This window comes from Streptomyces sp. DSM 118878 (assembly GCF_052936595.1).
On sequence record NZ_CP193622.1, the window covers coordinates 2,794,353 to 2,809,521 of the forward strand.

General features: G+C 72.3%; 15 protein-coding genes. 6 read left to right on the forward strand and 9 right to left on the reverse strand.

Annotation, left to right across the window (positions count from 1 at the left end; genetic code table 11):
- Positions 1-27: 27 nt before the first annotated feature.
- Positions 28-3,072: a bifunctional [glutamine synthetase] adenylyltransferase/[glutamine synthetase]-adenylyl-L-tyrosine phosphorylase gene (locus ACRAKF_RS12215; RefSeq protein ID WP_447037018.1), complete on the reverse strand. Its 3,045-nt coding sequence runs from the start codon at positions 3,070-3,072 to the stop codon at positions 28-30.
- A gap of 272 nt (positions 3,073-3,344) precedes the next feature.
- Here ACRAKF_RS12215 and ACRAKF_RS12220 point away from each other — a divergent pair, with 272 nt between their 5' ends.
- Positions 3,345-3,785 (forward strand): VOC family protein, encoded by a 441-nt coding sequence (locus tag ACRAKF_RS12220; protein ID WP_447037019.1) that lies wholly within the window; start codon positions 3,345-3,347, stop codon positions 3,783-3,785.
- Positions 3,786-3,799: 14 nt separating this feature from the next.
- Here the strand turns inward: ACRAKF_RS12220 and ACRAKF_RS12225 are convergent, their stop codons facing one another.
- Positions 3,800-4,696, reverse strand: coding sequence for a helix-turn-helix domain-containing protein (locus ACRAKF_RS12225; protein ID WP_447037020.1), 897 nt, complete (start codon positions 4,694-4,696; stop codon positions 3,800-3,802).
- A 406-nt stretch (positions 4,697-5,102) separates the two neighbouring features.
- Here ACRAKF_RS12225 and ACRAKF_RS12230 point away from each other — a divergent pair, with 406 nt between their 5' ends.
- Both ACRAKF_RS12230 and ACRAKF_RS12235 read left to right on the forward strand, forming a co-directional pair.
- Positions 5,103-6,008, forward strand: coding sequence for a helix-turn-helix domain-containing protein (locus ACRAKF_RS12230; RefSeq protein ID WP_447037021.1), 906 nt, complete (start codon positions 5,103-5,105; stop codon positions 6,006-6,008).
- Positions 6,005-6,214, forward strand: coding sequence for a DUF397 domain-containing protein (locus ACRAKF_RS12235; protein WP_447037023.1), 210 nt, complete (start codon positions 6,005-6,007; stop codon positions 6,212-6,214). Before ACRAKF_RS12230 ends, ACRAKF_RS12235 begins: the two co-directional genes overlap by 4 nt.
- Positions 6,215-6,217: 3 nt before the next feature.
- Here ACRAKF_RS12235 and ACRAKF_RS12240 read toward each other — a convergent pair whose 3' ends face one another.
- Both ACRAKF_RS12240 and ACRAKF_RS12245 read right to left on the reverse strand, forming a co-directional pair.
- The gene (locus ACRAKF_RS12240; RefSeq protein WP_447037024.1) at positions 6,218-6,619 is read right to left on the reverse strand and encodes a hypothetical protein; all 402 of its coding nucleotides are present in this window, start codon (positions 6,617-6,619) and stop codon (positions 6,218-6,220) included.
- 80 nt (positions 6,620-6,699) lie between these two features.
- Positions 6,700-8,061, reverse strand: a complete 1,362-nt coding sequence (locus tag ACRAKF_RS12245; protein WP_447037026.1) for a glutamine synthetase family protein — start codon at positions 8,059-8,061, stop codon at positions 6,700-6,702.
- A gap of 350 nt (positions 8,062-8,411) precedes the next feature.
- On the opposite strand from ACRAKF_RS12245, the gene ACRAKF_RS12250 reads away from it, so the two are divergent.
- Positions 8,412-9,620: a globin domain-containing protein gene (locus tag ACRAKF_RS12250; RefSeq protein WP_447037027.1), complete on the forward strand. Its 1,209-nt coding sequence runs from the start codon at positions 8,412-8,414 to the stop codon at positions 9,618-9,620.
- A gap of 55 nt (positions 9,621-9,675) precedes the next feature.
- Here the strand turns inward: ACRAKF_RS12250 and ACRAKF_RS12255 are convergent, their stop codons facing one another.
- Complete coding sequence (locus ACRAKF_RS12255) at positions 9,676-10,125, reverse strand: RrF2 family transcriptional regulator (protein ID WP_447037028.1); 450 nt, start codon at positions 10,123-10,125, stop codon at positions 9,676-9,678.
- A gap of 401 nt (positions 10,126-10,526) precedes the next feature.
- Between ACRAKF_RS12255 and ACRAKF_RS12260 the strand changes: the two genes are divergently transcribed.
- Positions 10,527-11,189 carry a DUF3105 domain-containing protein gene (locus ACRAKF_RS12260; protein ID WP_447037029.1) on the forward strand — a complete coding sequence of 221 codons (663 nt, stop codon included), beginning with the start codon at positions 10,527-10,529 and terminating at the stop codon, positions 11,187-11,189.
- Positions 11,186-11,824 (forward strand): DUF305 domain-containing protein, encoded by a 639-nt coding sequence (locus ACRAKF_RS12265; protein ID WP_447037030.1) that lies wholly within the window; start codon positions 11,186-11,188, stop codon positions 11,822-11,824. The genes ACRAKF_RS12260 and ACRAKF_RS12265 overlap by 4 nt, the downstream gene beginning before the upstream one ends.
- A gap of 195 nt (positions 11,825-12,019) precedes the next feature.
- Here ACRAKF_RS12265 and ACRAKF_RS12270 read toward each other — a convergent pair whose 3' ends face one another.
- The 4 genes from ACRAKF_RS12270 to ACRAKF_RS12285 form a co-directional block, all read right to left on the reverse strand.
- Positions 12,020-12,310 carry a DUF3303 domain-containing protein gene (locus tag ACRAKF_RS12270; RefSeq protein ID WP_447037031.1) on the reverse strand — a complete coding sequence of 97 codons (291 nt, stop codon included), beginning with the start codon at positions 12,308-12,310 and terminating at the stop codon, positions 12,020-12,022.
- Positions 12,311-12,549: 239 nt separating this feature from the next.
- On the reverse strand, positions 12,550-13,521 hold the full coding sequence (locus ACRAKF_RS12275; protein ID WP_447041947.1) for a hydroxyacid dehydrogenase: 972 nt from the start codon (positions 13,519-13,521) through the stop codon (positions 12,550-12,552).
- A gap of 170 nt (positions 13,522-13,691) precedes the next feature.
- Positions 13,692-14,495 (reverse strand): alpha/beta fold hydrolase, encoded by an 804-nt coding sequence (locus tag ACRAKF_RS12280; protein WP_447037032.1) that lies wholly within the window; start codon positions 14,493-14,495, stop codon positions 13,692-13,694.
- Positions 14,492-15,169 carry a DUF998 domain-containing protein gene (locus tag ACRAKF_RS12285; protein ID WP_447037033.1) on the reverse strand — a complete coding sequence of 226 codons (678 nt, stop codon included), beginning with the start codon at positions 15,167-15,169 and terminating at the stop codon, positions 14,492-14,494. The genes ACRAKF_RS12280 and ACRAKF_RS12285 overlap by 4 nt, the downstream gene beginning before the upstream one ends.

Sequence of the window (15,169 nt, forward strand, 5' to 3'; positions counted from 1 at the left end):
CGGTTCCTGTGAGGGCGCCCCCGTGCCCTACCCCCCGTAGAACCGCTCCTCCATCACTCCCCGTGCCCGTCGCGTGATGCGGCGGTAGTCGTCCAGCATGTCGCCCACGTGGCCCGCGTCGTAGCCCAAGTAGCGGGCCACTGCCGCCAGTTCGCGGCCGTCGGAGGGGAACGTGTCGCCCGCTCTGCCGCGTACGAGCATCACCGCGTTGCGGACGCGGGAGGCGAGGACCCAGGCCTCGTCGAGGATCGCCGCGTCCTGGGCGGGGATCAGGTCCGCCGCGAGGGCCGCGGCGAGGGCGTCGCGGGTGCGGGTCGTGCGCAGGGACGGCACGGCGTGGCCGTGTTCGAGCTGCGTCAGCTGGACCGTCCACTCGATGTCGGAGAGGCCGCCCCGGCCCAGCTTGGCGTTGAGCGTGGGGTCGGTGCCGCGCGGCATCCGCTCGGCCTCCATGCGGGCCTTCAGACGGCGGATCTCGCGGACCGCGTCCTCGGTGAGGCCCTGCTCGGGGTAGCGCAGCGGGTCGGCGAGGGCGATGAAGGCGCGGCCCAGCTCCTCGTCGCCCGCGACCGGCTCGGCCCGCAGCAGCGCCTGCGCCTCCCAGCCGAGCGACCAGCGGCGGTAGTAGGCCTCGTAGGACTTCAGGCTGCGCACCAGCGGGCCGCTGCGGCCTTCGGGGCGCAGGTCCGCGTCGATGAGGAGCGGGGGGTCGGCGGAGGGGATCTGGAGCAGCCGGCGCATCTCCGCGACCACCTTCGCGGCGGCCTTGGCGGCCTCCTGCTCGTCGGCGCCCTCGCACGGCTCGTGGACGTACATGACGTCCGCGTCCGAGCCGTAGCCCATCTCGTGGCCGCCGAAGCGGCCCATGCCGATGACGGCGAAGCGGGTCGGCATCGCGTCGCCCCAGCCCTCCCGGACGATCGCGCGCAGCGTGCCGGCGAGCGTGGCGGCGGTCAGGTCGGAGATCGCGTCGCCCACGCGGTCGACCAGCGTGCCCGGGTCCTCCTCGACGGGGCGGTCCTCCGTCCCGTACGACCCGATGAGGTCGACCGCGGCGGTACGGAACAGCTCGCGGCGGCGCACGCCGCGCGCCGCCGCGACCGCCTGCTCGGCGCCGTCGGCGCGGCGCACCGCGGCGAGGATCTCCTGTTCGAGTGCGGCGCGGCCACGCGGTTCGGGGCCCTGCCGGTCGCCGAGGAGGGCGACCGCCTCGGGGGCGCGCAGGAGCAGGTCGGGGGCGAGGCGTCCGGCGGAGAGCACCCGGGCGAGGTTCTCCGCCGCGGCCCCCTCGTCCCTGAGCAGCCGCAGGTACCACGGGGTCTTGCCGAGGGCGTCGGAGACCTTGCGGAAGTTCAGCAGGCCCGCGTCCGGGTCGGCGGAGTCCGCGAACCAGCCGAGCAGGACCGGCAGCAGCGTGCGCTGGATGGCCGCCTTGCGGGAGACGCCGGAGGCGAGCGCCTCCAGGTGGCGCAGGGCCCCGCTGGGGTCCGCGTAGCCGAGCGCGACGAGGCGCTCGCGGGCCGCCACCGTGCTCAGCCTGGTCTCGCCGGGGGCGAGCTGGGCGACGGCGTCGAGCAGCGGACGGTAGAACAGCTTCTCGTGCAGGCGGCGCACCATGGAGGTGTGCCGGCGCCACGCCCGGTGCAGCTCGGTGATCGGCTCGGTGCGCATGCCGAGGGAGCGGCCGATGCGCCGCAGGTCGGCGTCGTCCTCGGGCACCAGGTGGGTGCGGCGCAGCTTGTAGAGCTGGATGCGGTGTTCGAGCGAGCGCAGGAAGCGGTACGCGTCGTCGAGCTGCGCCGCGTCCACCCGCCCCACATAGCCGCCCGCGCCGAGCGCCTGGAGTGCCGCCAGCGTCGACCCGCCGCGGATCGAGGCGTCGCCGCGGCCGTGCACGAGCTGGAGCATCTGTACGGCGAACTCGACGTCCCGCAGCCCGCCGGGACCGAGCTTCAGCTCCCGGTCGACCTCCCCCGCCGGGATGTTCTCGACGACCCTGCGGCGCATCTTCTGCACGTCGGCCACGAAGTTCTCGCGCTCGGCGGCATGCCAGACCAGCGGGGCGAGCGTCTCCACGTACTCCTCGCCGAGCGCCAGGTCGCCCGCGACGGGGCGGGCCTTGAGCAGCGCCTGGAACTCCCAGGTCTTCGCCCAGCGCTGGTAGTACGCGAGGTGGCTGCTGAGGGTCCGCACCAGGGGGCCGTTCCTGCCCTCGGGGCGGAGGTTGGCGTCGACGGGCCAGATGGTGCCCTCGACGTTGGTCTCGGAGCAGATCCGCATCATGTGCGAGGCCAGGCGCGTCGCGGCGCGCAGGGCCTTGTCCTCGTCGGTGTCGCCGACCGCCTCGCCGACGAAGATGACGTCGACGTCGGACACGTAGTTGAGCTCGTGACCTCCGCATTTGCCCATCGCGATGACCGCGAGCCGGCACTGCGCGGCGTCGTCGGGGGCCGCCTCGCGGGCCATGGCGAGCGCCGCGCGCAGGGTCGCCGTGGCGAGGTCGGCGAGCTCGGCCGCGGCCTCGGCGACGTCCGTGGTGCCGCAGACGTCACGGGCCGCGATGGCGAGGAGGCAGCGCCGGTAGGCGACGCGCAGCGACTCCGGGTCGGTGGCTTCGGCGAGGCCCCGCTCGAACTCCGCCACCCCCGGGTGGAGGTCGGCGAACTCGTACATGGCGAGGGCCCGCCAGTCGCGGGGGTGGCGCGCCAGGTGGTCGGCGAGGGCCTCGGAGGCGCCGAGGACGCCGAGCAGCCGGTCCCGCAGCGGCTTGGCCGTGACGAGGGTGTCGAGCAGTTCGCGCCTGCCCTGCTCGTCCTCCTGCGCCTCCACGAGGCGTACGAGCCCGAGCAGCGCCAGGTCGGGGTCGGCGGTGGCGCCCAGGGCGTCCAGGAGCAGCGGATCCGAGCGGACGGCGCTCAGGCCGGGCGCTTCGAGGAACCGCTCCGCCGCGGAGGGGTCGGTGAAGCCGTGGCGCAGCAGCCGCGTGAACGTGCTGCTCCGGCGCCCACCGGTCCCCCGCCATCCTCCTTGCAACGGGCGCTTCGCGCCCTCCCCTTCCCGCGGCAGCGACATGCCGAGCCTCCGTTCGATCACTCCGGCTCCGAGCCTACGGCCTCCCCACCGGATCCCGCCCGAGTGCGGGCCGCTCGCCGCTGGGCGGGGGCCGCTCACCGCCGGGCGCGGGGAGGGAGCGGGGGGCCCGGGTGGACCCCCGGCAGGGCCCCGAGAGGGCCCGGCTCCGCACCCCGAGAGGGCCCGGCTCCGCTTCGACGCGCCCAAAACCCGCCCAAAACACGGCCGCGCGGACACTGACAGACCCCCAACTGCCTGATGTACTCCGCCTCATGGAATACACACTCGAAGTGATCCCCCTGCCGGTGAGCGACGTCGACCGGTCCATGGAGTTCTACCGCGACAAGCTGGGCTTCCACGTCGACATCGACACGGAGGTCATGCCCGGCATGCGCATCGTCCAGCTCACCCCGCCGGGGTCGGGCTGTTCCATCGCGCTGGCCGGCGACGCGCTCTGGGACACCATGAGCAGCGGACCGAAGCCGCCCGCCGGCTCCTACCAGGGCCTCCAGCTCTGCGTCGCCGACGCCAAGGCGGCCCACGCCGAGCTCACCGCACGCGGCCTGGACATCTCGGAACCGGTCCAGCACGCCCCGCAGGACGGTGGCACCTTCATGTACTTCAACGACCCGGACGGCAACGGCTGGGCGATCCAGGAGTACACGGTCCGCGCGAAGACACCACTGCGGGACGCGATCGTGCCGCACATCTGACGTCACGGGGGTGGTCACCCCCGATGTCGCACCGCGTCGGCGGCCACGCCGGGCCCGGCGGTTTCACAGGCCCGGCAGTGGCCCGGATGCGGGGCGCGGAAGGCTCGGTCGCAGTGGTCGCAGTTCTGGAGTGGGTCGGGGCGGGACGGCTCGACGAGGGGCGAGGCCGGGAGCGGTGGCGGCAGGAGCGCGGTGAGCCGGTGCGCGACGAGCGCGGCCGGGCGGTGGATCGGCCCGTCCGGCAGCGCCGCGGTGAGGGTTCGGCGTACGGCCTCCGGAGTGACATCGCGCTCCAGCCAGGCGGCGACGGCCGGGGCGAGGCGGCGGATGTCGCCCTCGGCGAGCAGGAGGCGGGCATCGTGGCGGCGCAGGCCGGTGAGGAGGGCGGTCGCGGTTCGGTGGTGGTCGAGATCGGGGGTGTCGGGTGCGGGAAGCGGGAGGGCCGGGGCGACGGCGGCCGACGCGACGGTGGCCGACGTGCCCTCACCGGGCGCGGGCGGCTTCGCCCTCTTCGGTTGCCGGGCCGGGAGCTCGTCGCCCTCCGCGTCACTGCTCAACGCTGCCGGGTTGTTGTACGAGACCGTACGGGTGATGACGCGGCCGGACGGCAGGCGCTCGCGGGTACGGGTGAGGTAGCCGTGCCTTTCGAGTTCGCGCAGGGCGGCCGCGATACGGACTTCGCCCTCGGGGAAGCGGTCCGTGAGGCACCTGATGGTCACTCTGGCGCCGACGGGGAGCGACTGGATGTGCGTCGCCAGGCCGATGGCGGTCAGGGAGAGTTCGCGGTGCTGCGCCAGGTGGTTTCCGACCACGGTGAAGCGGTCGGGGTGGCGACGGTTGATGTGCCGGATGCCGCTGGTGGGAACCTGATGTGACGTGCGCGGGGACGCGTTAAGCTGCTGTTCAGCCATCGGGAAGTTGCCTCTTCCTCGGTGGTCAGGCCCTCGCTCTGGGATTGCAGTCCCTGCGGGGGCCGACGCATGTGTGGGTTGTGTCGCTGTCAGGCCGAGCCTCCAACGCCGACTGGCATATGCGCCAGCGAGTTGGGGCAGACCACCCGTACGGGTGACCGGGCCCTGCCGGAACACCGTGGAGGCCGGAAGCGGCCGGTGGGGTTGGGTGGGTTCTTTCCCCGAGGGCTTTGGTTCTGATGCCGGGTGCCGCCGGGTGCCGGGCGACCGGGTCGCGGAAACCTCGATGCGGCAATCCGGGGCCCCGCCCTGTCCGGCCGTCGTCCCGGGTTGTCCCGGCTGTCCTGCGTGACGACCGGGTACCGGTGCGCGTTGGGCAGGCACGGTACGTCGGAGGTGGGCGCGCATGAACGCGGACAGCGGAAACGGCAACGGCAACGGCCGTACGGAAGCCGTGGACCCGGTGGACCCGGTGGACGAACCCGGCTGGGACGTCGACCCGGAGGACGAGATCGCCTCGGTGGTCGAGGCGCTCGGGCGTCAACAGAAGCGGTGGCGGGAGGCCGCCGGATTGACCGTGGTCGAATTCGCCGACGCGATCGGGTACGGCGAGGACCTGGTACGCAAGGTGGAGCGCGGGGCGCGGATTCCCCGGCCGGAGTACTTGGACAAGGCGGACGAGGCGCTGGGGGCGCGGGGGTTCATCTCCGCGATGAGGTCGGAGATGGCCAAGGCCCGCTACCCCAAGAAGGTGCGGGAGCTGGCGAAACTGGAGGAGCGGGCGGTCGAGGTCCTGCTCTACAGCAACCACAACATTCATGGGCTCTTGCAGACGGAGGAGTACATGCGGGCGCTGTTCGACATGCAGCAACCCACGTACACACCCGACGTACTGGAACGGGGCATCGCCGCACGCCTGGCCCGGCAGTCCATCTTCGAGCGGACACCCGCCCCCGCGCTCTGCTTCGTCATGGAAGAGGTGACTCTACGGCGCCCGCTCGGAGGCAGAATGGTGTGGCGCCGCCAGCTCGAACGCCTGCTGGAGGTGGGCAAGTTGCGGAACGTCACCCTCCAGGCGATGCCCACCGACCGTACAGAGCACGCCGGAATGGACGGCCTGATCGAGGTGTTGAAGTTCGGGGACGGTACGGCGGTAGGGCGCTCCGACGGGGCATTCACCGGGCGCCCGGTCTCCGAACCGAAACAGCTCCGCATCCTGGAGTTGCGGTATGGCATGATCCGGGCCCAGGCTCTCCCGCCAGGGGAGTCCCTGGCCTTCATCGAGCAAGTGCTGGGAGAGACTGAGACATGAAGCGCAAGGCCTCCGCCGGGGACGCGTCCGAACTTGAGTGGTTCAAGAGCAGCTACAGCAGCAGCAGTGATGTGAACGATTGCGTCGAGGTCGCCACCACCCCCGGCACGGTCCACGTCCGCGACTCCAAAGACACCCGGGGGCCCCGGCTCGCGTTCCCCCCGGCCGCATGGAACGACTTCGTCACGTACGCCTCCCTGGGCTGACCTTCATCGACCCGCGCCCACACCCGAGCGTCGACCGTCACCATCACCTTCGGAACCGCCGTCGTCGAGATGCCGATTCAGGGCTGCCGTGAGTCCCGCCATGACCACGGCGGCCACGGCGAAACAGCCACAGGCGAAGCTCACGGTCTCGGCCCACGCGGCGGGCCTGCCGTACAGCGCGACGGAGAACCGGAACCCCGCGCCGAACGCACCCGCCCCCGCGGCGAGCAGCCACGTGCCAGGGGTGAACGCCGCCCAGGCGTCACCCGCAGCCGCGGACCGCGCGACGCGCAGGACGACTCGCCAGGCAAGCACCGCGCAGGCGATCGGCGCGACGGCGGCCACCCCCAGCAAGAACACCACGGGCAGAAGCCAGATACCGGGATCTTCGGACGCGAGGGTCATGAGTACATGATCGTCCGAACAGCGGCGAGCCTGTGCAGCCGGGTCGGCTGCACAGGCTGTCCGCATGGGGAACCTTGCGCTTACAGCACCGGCAGGTTCTTCCGCAGCTCGAAGGCCGTGACCTCGCTGCGGTACTCCTCCCACTCCTGCTTCTTGTTCCGCAGGAAGAAGTCGTAGACGTGCTCGCCGAGCGTCTCTGCGACCAGTTCCGACTTCTCCATGAGGGCGATCGCCTCGCCCAGGTTCTGCGGCAGCGGCTCGATGCCCATCGCGCGGCGCTCGGCGTCGGAGAGTGCCCAGACGTCGTCGTCGGCGCCCGGCGGCAGCTCGTACCCCTCCTCGATGCCCTTGAGCCCGGCGGCGAGCAGCACCGCGTAGGTGAGGTAGGGGTTGGCGCCCGAGTCGATCGAGCGGACCTCGACCCGCGCCGAGCCCGTCTTGCCCGGCTTGTACATCGGCACGCGGATCAGCGCCGAGCGGTTGTTGTGGCCCCAGCAGATGTACGAGGGGGCCTCGCCCCCGGCGCCCGCCGTGCGCTCGGAGCCGCCCCAGATGCGCTTGTAGGAGTTCACCCACTGGTTGGTGACCGCCGAGATCTCCGCCGCGTGCCGCAGCAGGCCCGCGATGAAGGAGCGGCCCACCTTGGAGAGCTGGTACTCGGCGCCCGACTCGTAGAACGCGTTGCGGTCGCCCTCGAAGAGCGACAGGTGCGTGTGCATGCCCGAGCCCGGATACTCCGAGAACGGCTTCGGCATGAAGGTGGCCTGCACGCCCTGCTCCAGCGCGACCTGCTTCATGACCAGACGGAACGTCATGATGTTGTCGGCCGTGGACAGCGCGTCGGCATAGCGGAGATCGATCTCCTGCTGGCCGGGGGCGCCCTCGTGGTGGCTGAACTCGACCGAGATGCCCATCGATTCGAGCATCGTGATGGCCTGGCGGCGGAAGTCCATGCCCACGTTCTGCGGGGTGTGGTCGAAGTAGCCGGAGTTGTCGGCGGGCGTGGGCCGCGAGCCGTCCAGCGGCTTGTCCTTGAGCAGGAAGAACTCGATCTCGGGGTGGGTGTAGAAGGTGAAGCCGAGGTCGGAGGTCTTCGCCAGCGCGCGCTTGAGCACGTAGCGCGGGTCCGCGAAGGACGGGGAGCCGTCCGGCATCAGGATGTCGCAGAACATACGGGCGGTGCCGGGGGCCTCCGCACGCCAGGGCAGCACCTGGAACGTCGACGGGTCCGGCTTGGCGATCATGTCCGACTCGTACACCCGGGCGAAGCCCTCGATCGCCGAGCCGTCGAAGCCGATGCCCTCGTCGAAGGCCTGCTCCAGCTCGGCCGGGGCCACGGCCACCGACTTCAGGAAGCCGAGGACGTCCGTGAACCACAGGCGTACGAACCGGATGTCGCGCTCCTCCAACGTACGGAGCACGAATTCCTGCTGCTTGTCCATCTTCCGCTTCCACCCATCCTTGCTGGTCAGGCCGCCTGTCCATGCGCCTCGGGACACACCCGGCACACGAGCATCCCACTCCTCGGTTTCGCGCGCGTTGCGGACCCGTACCGCGGTGTCCCGAGCCGTGTCGCTTGCCGCTGCTGTGCCCATAGTGCCTGCTGGACGGCGCGGCTGTAACGGCGGCGGACCCGACCCCGGCCGGCCACCCCGCCCGCTATAACTTGCATCCTGGATGCTAATTTGAGAGCCGGAACAGACAAGGGGGGCGCAAACCTCCCTTATCCGACCTGCCAGATCTGGCCTGTCTCACCCGACCTGCCTTACCTCTCCGGCTTGAGGAGCCCACGTTGCTGTCAGAGCAGTCCGCCGCGACCGTCCGCGCCACCCTTCCCGTCGTCGGAGGGGCCATCGGCGAGATCACCGAGCGTTTCTACGACCGGCTCTTCACGGCACATCCGGAGCTGCTCAAGGACCTCTTCAACCGGGGCAACCAGGCCGCGGGGACGCAGCGGCAGGCCCTCGCGGGCTCCATCGCCGCCTTCGCCACGCACCTGGTGGAGCACCCCGACGAGCGGCCCGACGTGATGCTGAACCGCATCGCGCACAAGCACGCCTCGCTCGGCGTGGCCCCCGAGCAGTACGAGACCGTGCGCCTGCACCTCTTCGCCGCCATCGCCGAGATACTCGGGGACGCGGTCACCGCCGAGGTCGCCGCCGCCTGGGACGAGGTCTACTGGCTCATGGCCAACGCCCTCATCGCCATCGAGGCCCGGCTCTACGCCGAGCACGGCGCCACGGCGGCCGGCGGGACCTGGCGCGACTGGGAGGTCGTCGACCGCGTCGAGGAGACGCCGGACGTCGCCACCTTCCGGCTGCGCCCCGCCGACGGGGAGCCCGCACCCGCCTTCCGCGCCGGGCAGTACGTCTCCGTGCAGGTCGAACTGGGCGACGGGGCGCGGCAGATACGGCAGTACAGCCTGTCGGGGGCGCCGGGTGATTCCGTGCGGGAGATCTGCGTGAAGCGGGTGCGGGGTGAGGCGGGGCCCGAGGGCGAAGTCTCCAACCATCTGCACGCGCGCGTGCGGGCCGGTTCCGTGGTGCGGGTCTCCGCTCCCTACGGAGACCTCGTTCTCGACGCGGTCGACGCCGACGCGCCGCTCCTGCTGGCCTCCGCCGGCATCGGCGTCACCCCGATGATCGCCATGCTGGAGCAGCTCTCCGCCGCCGGGCACCGCGGGCCCGTCACCGCCCTGCACGCCGACCGCTCCCCCGCCGAGCACGCCCTGCGCGACTCGCACGAGGCGTACACCGCGAAGCTTCCGGCTGGTGCGGCGTACTTCTTCTACGAGCGGCCCGACGCCGGGCACCCCGCGGAGCTCACGGGCCTCGCCGACCTGGCGGCACTCCCGACGATCCCGGCGGGCACGCGCGCGTACCTGTGCGGGCCGCTGCCGTTCATGCGGGCGGTGCGTACGCAGCTCATCGAGCGGGGCGTCGCCGCGGCCGACATCCACTACGAGGTCTTCGGCCCCGACCTGTGGCTGGCACGGGGCTGAGGGCTAAGGTCCCGCCCGGGGAGGGGCCGGTCCTCGGGCCGCCCGGCGGCCGGCCCTACTCGGGGCGGTCGTCGGGGCGTGTGGTGAGGTTCAGCAGCAGCGGGCCCGTGGGCGAGGCCACGATGTCCGCCATCGTCAGCGGGTCCAGCGAGGCGTAGAAGGCCTCCTGGGCGTCGCGGAGCGCGCCGCGCAGGCGGCAGGCGCCCGCCAACGGGCAGGGCGCCGAGCCCTCGCATTCCACCATGTCGCCCTCGCCCTCGAAGGACCGCACCAGCGCGCCCACCGACGCCGTACGGCCCGCCTCCGTCAGCGAGAGCCCGCCGCCCCTGCCCCGGCGGGCCTCCAGCATGCCCATCTTCTGGAGCTCGGCGACGACCTTCGCCGCGTGCGTGTACGGCACCGCCACGTCCGCGGCCACCTCGCGCGTCGTGGGCGCCGTACCGTCCGCCACGGCCAGGCGCATGAGCGTGCGCAGCGCCAGGTCGGTGGATCGCATGAGCCGCATGGCTTGAGAGTAGGTAATTGGCATCCATGGCTCAAAATTTGTGGCTGGGGTTGTGGCTGGGGTTGTGGCTGGGGTTTGTGGCTGGGGTTTGTGGCTGGGTGGGCGCGCTGGGGGCCGGGGTGGGGTGCCGGGGCGCTCGGGTGGGCGAGTGGCGCGAGCGGGTCGAGTGGTGGGCGTGGCGGATGTTCGGCGGTTGGCCTGTTGTCCGTCTTCTCGTCGCTCTACGATCAGCGGACTCGTACGCCCGTTCCCGACTCGTTCCTGACTCGTTCCTGACTCGTTCCCGACTCGTTCCTGACCCACTCCCGGCCCCTTCGCTGCCCGCCTCGCAGTTTCTCGGTTCCTCAGTTGCCCGGTTTCCTCAGTTGCTCGGTTTCTTGAATTCCCGAAGGACACACACCATGGGTTCCGCCGACAAGTCACGCAACGCTTCCCGCAAGGCCCGGATAGAGGAGATGCGCCAGGCCGAGCGCGCACGGGAGCGGCGGGGCCGTGCCGTGACCATCACGGTCAGCGCGATCGTCGTCGCCGCGCTCGGCGCCGGCGGCTTCGTCCTCTTCTCCCAGGCCTCCGACGACTCCTCGGACGCGAAGGGCGGCTCCAAGGACTGGCCCAAGTACAAGGTGACCGGGGACGGCGAGAAGGTCTGGGGCAAGCTCGGGCGCACGCACGTCCCCGAGAAGGTCGACTACCCCATGAGCCCGCCGGTCGGCGGTGACCACAGCCAGGTCTGGATGAACTGCAACGGCGACGTCTACGACCATGAGCTTCCCGAGGTGAACGCCGTGCACTCCCTGGAGCACGGCGCCGTCTGGGTCACGTACAACGACAAGGCGGCGCCTGCCGACCTGAAGAAGCTGAAGGCCAAGGTCAAGGCCACCCCGTACTCCCTCATGAGCCCCGTCGAGGACCAGAAGGACCCCATCATGCTCACCGCGTGGGCGCATCAGCGGACCGTGACCGGCGCGGATGACCCGAAGGTCGCGAAGTTCTTCTCCACGTACGTCCAGGGCAAGCAGACGCCCGAGCCCGGGGCCGCGTGCACCAACGGGCTGGCCAAGTGACGGACGCGGACCGGCGGCGGCGCCGTACCGCCTGGGCGGTCGGTGCGGTGGCCGCGGCGGTCGTCGCCGCGTGCGGCATCACGGCGGCCGTGGCCTCCACGTCCTCCGGGGGCGGGGGCACGCCTGCTTCCTCGTCGGCCGACGCCGGGTTCGCGCGCGACATGGCCGTGCATCACCAGCAGGCCGTGGAGATGTCGTACATCGTGCGGGACCGCACCTCCGACGAGGAGGTACGGCGCCTCGCCTACGACATCGCCCAGACCCAGGCCAACCAGCGCGGCATGCTGCTCGGCTGGCTGGACCTCTGGGAGCTGCCGAAGGTGCCGGAAGGGGCGCCGATGGAGTGGATGGGCATGGGGGACGCGCCGCCGGGTGCCGACGGGGCGCTGATGCCGGGCATGGCGACGAACACGGAGCTCGCACGGCTGGGGCGCCTCAAGGGCAAGGACGCCGAGATCCTCTACCTGCGGCTCATGACCCGGCACCACCGGGGCGGGGTGCACATGGCTTCGGGGTGCGCGAAGCGGTGCGAGGTCTCCGCGGAACGGCGGCTGGCCAGGGGGATGGTGGAGTCGCAGGAGTCGGAGATCGATCTGATGAGAACGCTGCTGCGGGCCAGGGGGGCCAAGGCGTAGGGGCGGGCGTCTCTGCGGGGCGGGGCGGGGCGGGGCGGGACGGCGCGCCGCCGGGGGCGCGGGTGCGCCTTGGGCGGGGCACCTACCGGCCGGGGCCACGGGCCACGGGCCACGGGCCACGGGCCACGGGCCACTACGACCATGGACGAGACCCGCACCGCTGAGTTCGCACCGGACGGTCGCCGGAGGTCAGGCCTACCGCAGCGCGGCAAGGCCCTTCTGGAGGTCTTCGGCGTTCATCACGGGCTGGATCTCGATCTTCGCGCCGAATTCCTCGAAGAGCGGCTCGGCAATGGCCGGCAGCCGTGAACTGTCCTCCATGTCGAAGATGAAGGTGCAGGACCGCCCGCCCTCGCTGGGGCCGAAGTAGGCTGCCTCAGGCTTGAGCTGTTCCATCATCGACTGCACGGTCTTTTGCATTGCGCCACTCTTGATCGCTTTATTGGAGACCTGGGTGTCCAAGTGCGCTCTCAACATGACCCTCATCGCACTCACTCCTTCCGCCCACCACGACCGGCGTGGTTCCGCCCACGCTCACTGAGACCGGGTGACGTCCCGCTCAGCGTCTCCGTGAGGGTTCGGCGCGGCAACATCTCACCCTCCATCCGTGCTGCCCCGGACATGAGTGATGCTCGGCACCGCGACGCGCGCCCGGGGTACATCCTGGGGTGCATAGGGACAAGGGGAGTTCACACTGCCATGGAGTGACAGGTCCCCCCCACGCCTCAAGCGAGCCGAGGCATGTCCTCCCGGCGGCAGCGCCCCCGTAGGGGCGTCCCGGCCACGAAGCGTTCGACCTCTGCCACGGCGAACCGGCCCAGGCGGGCCACCTCGCTGCCCTGGGCCCCTGCGATGTGCGGGGTCACCAGGACGTTGGGCAGGCGGAGCAGGACATGTCCCGGCGGCAGCGGCTCGGGCTCCGTGACGTCCAGGAAGGCGTCGAGGCGCCCCGAGGCGCACTCCCGCGCCAGCGCCTCCGTGTCGACCAGTGAGCCCCGCGCCGTGTTGATGACGGCCCCGCCGCTCGGCATCATCCGGAGCATCGCCGCGCTCAGCAGCCCCCGCGTCTCGGGAAGCTCCGGCGCGTGCACCGTGACGATGCCGCTCCGCCGGCAAAGGTCGGGGAGCGGCACCGGTTCCACACCGAGCGCGGCCGCCTCCCGCGAGGTCACGTAGGGGTCCGTGAGCAGCACGCGGTAGCCCGCGTCGGAGGCCAGCAGCCCCGCGATGACCCGCCGGCCGATCCGGGACGCCCCGATGACGCCGACGGTACGCGCGTCGGCCCCCACCCGCTCGGTGAACGCCGGCCACCCCGCCGCATACCTCGCGGCGGTCGACAGCGCCCCCTTCGCCGTGAAGGTGACCGCCGCCAGCGTGAACGCCACCACCGGGTCCGCGTTGGCGTCCGCCGCCGACGAGACGACGATGCCGCGGTCCCACACCGCCTCCGTCACCATCGGCTTGACCGAACCCGCCGCATGGACGACCGCTCGCAGCAGCGGGGCCCCCGAGAGGACCTCCGGCGTGAGCGGCGGGCACTCCCACCCCGTGATCAGGACCTCCGTTCGGGCCAGCACGTCGAGCGAGCGCTCCGCGGTGAGCGGTCCTGACAGCACGCCGGGTTCCAGCGCCACGCAGGCGGCCAGCCGTTCGCGCAGATCCGGTGTGAGGATCCGGTCCGCGACGTCGGCCCCCATCGCCAGAGCGGCCCTGACCGGCGGGCCACCGGCCCGCTTCGCCTGCTGTGCCTGATCTGCCACGCGTGACCGTCCCTCGTAGTAAACCGTCCCTCGTAGTAACCGGTTACCCGCCAGCGCCTGGAGGCGACAGTAACGGCCGCGGGAGACATCCGCCGCGAAGCGGCGGTTCAGGGCGCCCCGCAGCCGAGGATCGCGGCCGCGACGTCTCGGGGGCGGTCCCGCATCACCAGGTGCCCCGAGGGCCGAAGCACCCGCAGGGTCCCCCCGAGGCCGGCGGCCAGCCCCCGCTGCCGAGCGACCCACCCCCGGTCCCCCCGCCCCGCGGCAGCGGCCAGCACCGCCACGGGCAGCCCCGCGCCCAGCGGGAACCGCCGCCGCAGGCCGGCCAACTCGGCGGCCACGTCGCCGTACGCCGCGTACTCCATCAGCGAGGCCCGCCACACCCGCCGGCTCCCGTACACCCAGGCCCACGGAGTGGGCGCCACGAGCCGCCGCAGCGAGGGCCCGACCGCCCGCGGCACGCCCGCCGCTCCCAGCAAGGCCCCGCACAGCCCCGCGCCCCCGGCCTTCACTCCCCGGGGAACAATCACCCGCGCCCGCTCCTCCACACTGGAGTCGACCAGGACGAGCCCGGCCGTCCGCCCCGGATACAGCCGCGCGAACGCCTCCGCGTGGAACCCCGCGAGCGAGTGTCCGACGACCGTCACCCGCGGCGCCCCGCCGAGCACGGCGTCGACGACCTCCGCCATCCGCTGCGCCTCCGCCCGCAGGTCAGGCACCTCGCGCGCGTGCCCGCTGAGCCCGAGCCCCGGCCGGTCGAAGCGGACGACGGTACGACGCGACGCGAGCAGCGGCACCACCGGATCCCAGTCGAACCAGCCGAGCCCGAGCCCCGCGCTCAGCACACACACCGGCCCGCTCCCCGTCACCTGGACATGGTGCGGGACTCCCCCGATCCGTACGAAGGTCATGCCCGCCCCCGCGACGAGCGCCTCGCCGCCGCGAGGGACCACGCGATGACCGCGACCCACACCGCGATGACCAGCACCTGAAGCCGCTGCCCCGCCCCGAGCGCCCACGTCCCGCGCCCCGCGGAGAAGGCGGCCACGGACGCCAGCGTCCACGCGGTGGCCGCCGCCTCGACGGCGAGCAGGACAGGACCGGCCGGAGCGAGGACCGGCCACCGTCCGGCGCTCCGCCGCGCGGCGAGCGTGAAGGCCACCATGCCGAGCAGCGCCCCCGCGACCGCGAGGCCACTGCTGACCGCGTGGGCGGCGTGCGTCCAGGGCACGTCACCGGCGGCCTCCCGCACCGCGCACCCGGCGGACGCGGTCGGCGTGCAGCTCAGCGGCAGCCGCGAGTCGGCCGCGGTGGCCGCCCCGAACAGAGCCAGCCCGGCCCAGCCCACCACGGCCCACCCTCGCCCCCGCACCCGCGGGCACAGCAGCGTCACCACCGCGCCCGCGAGCACGAGCAGCCCCGCGAGGAGGTCCGCCGTGCGGAAGAACGTCCCGTACGGCGCCCCCTCGGCGGCGAGTTCACTGACGTACGAGTGGAGGGGCGAGAGCCCGGTCGGCAGGACCGCCTCGACCGCCCAGGTGCTGTAGAGGAGCGCGCCGAGCAGGAGCAGGACCGTGGTCGTCAT

Excerpts from the sequence above, each read along its gene's own strand:
- ACRAKF_RS12260 (WP_447037029.1), top strand. The coding sequence starts at position 10,527 with ATGGGTTCCGCCGACAAGTCACGCAACGCTTCCCGCAAGGCCCGGATA.
- ACRAKF_RS12280 (WP_447037032.1), bottom strand. The coding sequence starts at position 14,495 with ATGACCTTCGTACGGATCGGGGGAGTCCCGCACCATGTCCAGGTGACG.
- ACRAKF_RS12255 (WP_447037028.1), bottom strand. The coding sequence starts at position 10,125 with ATGCGGCTCATGCGATCCACCGACCTGGCGCTGCGCACGCTCATGCGC.
- ACRAKF_RS12270 (WP_447037031.1), bottom strand. The coding sequence starts at position 12,310 with ATGAGGGTCATGTTGAGAGCGCACTTGGACACCCAGGTCTCCAATAAA.
- ACRAKF_RS12245 (WP_447037026.1), bottom strand. The coding sequence starts at position 8,061 with ATGGACAAGCAGCAGGAATTCGTGCTCCGTACGTTGGAGGAGCGCGAC.
- ACRAKF_RS12225 (WP_447037020.1), bottom strand. The coding sequence starts at position 4,696 with ATGGCTGAACAGCAGCTTAACGCGTCCCCGCGCACGTCACATCAGGTT.
- ACRAKF_RS12240 (WP_447037024.1), bottom strand. The coding sequence starts at position 6,619 with ATGACCCTCGCGTCCGAAGATCCCGGTATCTGGCTTCTGCCCGTGGTG.
- ACRAKF_RS12275 (WP_447041947.1), bottom strand. The coding sequence starts at position 13,521 with ATGGGGGCCGACGTCGCGGACCGGATCCTCACACCGGATCTGCGCGAA.
- ACRAKF_RS12230 (WP_447037021.1), top strand. The coding sequence starts at position 5,103 with ATGAACGCGGACAGCGGAAACGGCAACGGCAACGGCCGTACGGAAGCC.
- ACRAKF_RS12235 (WP_447037023.1), top strand. The coding sequence starts at position 6,005 with ATGAAGCGCAAGGCCTCCGCCGGGGACGCGTCCGAACTTGAGTGGTTC.
- ACRAKF_RS12285 (WP_447037033.1), bottom strand. The coding sequence starts at position 15,169 with ATGACGACCACGGTCCTGCTCCTGCTCGGCGCGCTCCTCTACAGCACC.
- ACRAKF_RS12220 (WP_447037019.1), top strand. The coding sequence starts at position 3,345 with ATGGAATACACACTCGAAGTGATCCCCCTGCCGGTGAGCGACGTCGAC.
- ACRAKF_RS12215 (WP_447037018.1), bottom strand. The coding sequence starts at position 3,072 with ATGTCGCTGCCGCGGGAAGGGGAGGGCGCGAAGCGCCCGTTGCAAGGA.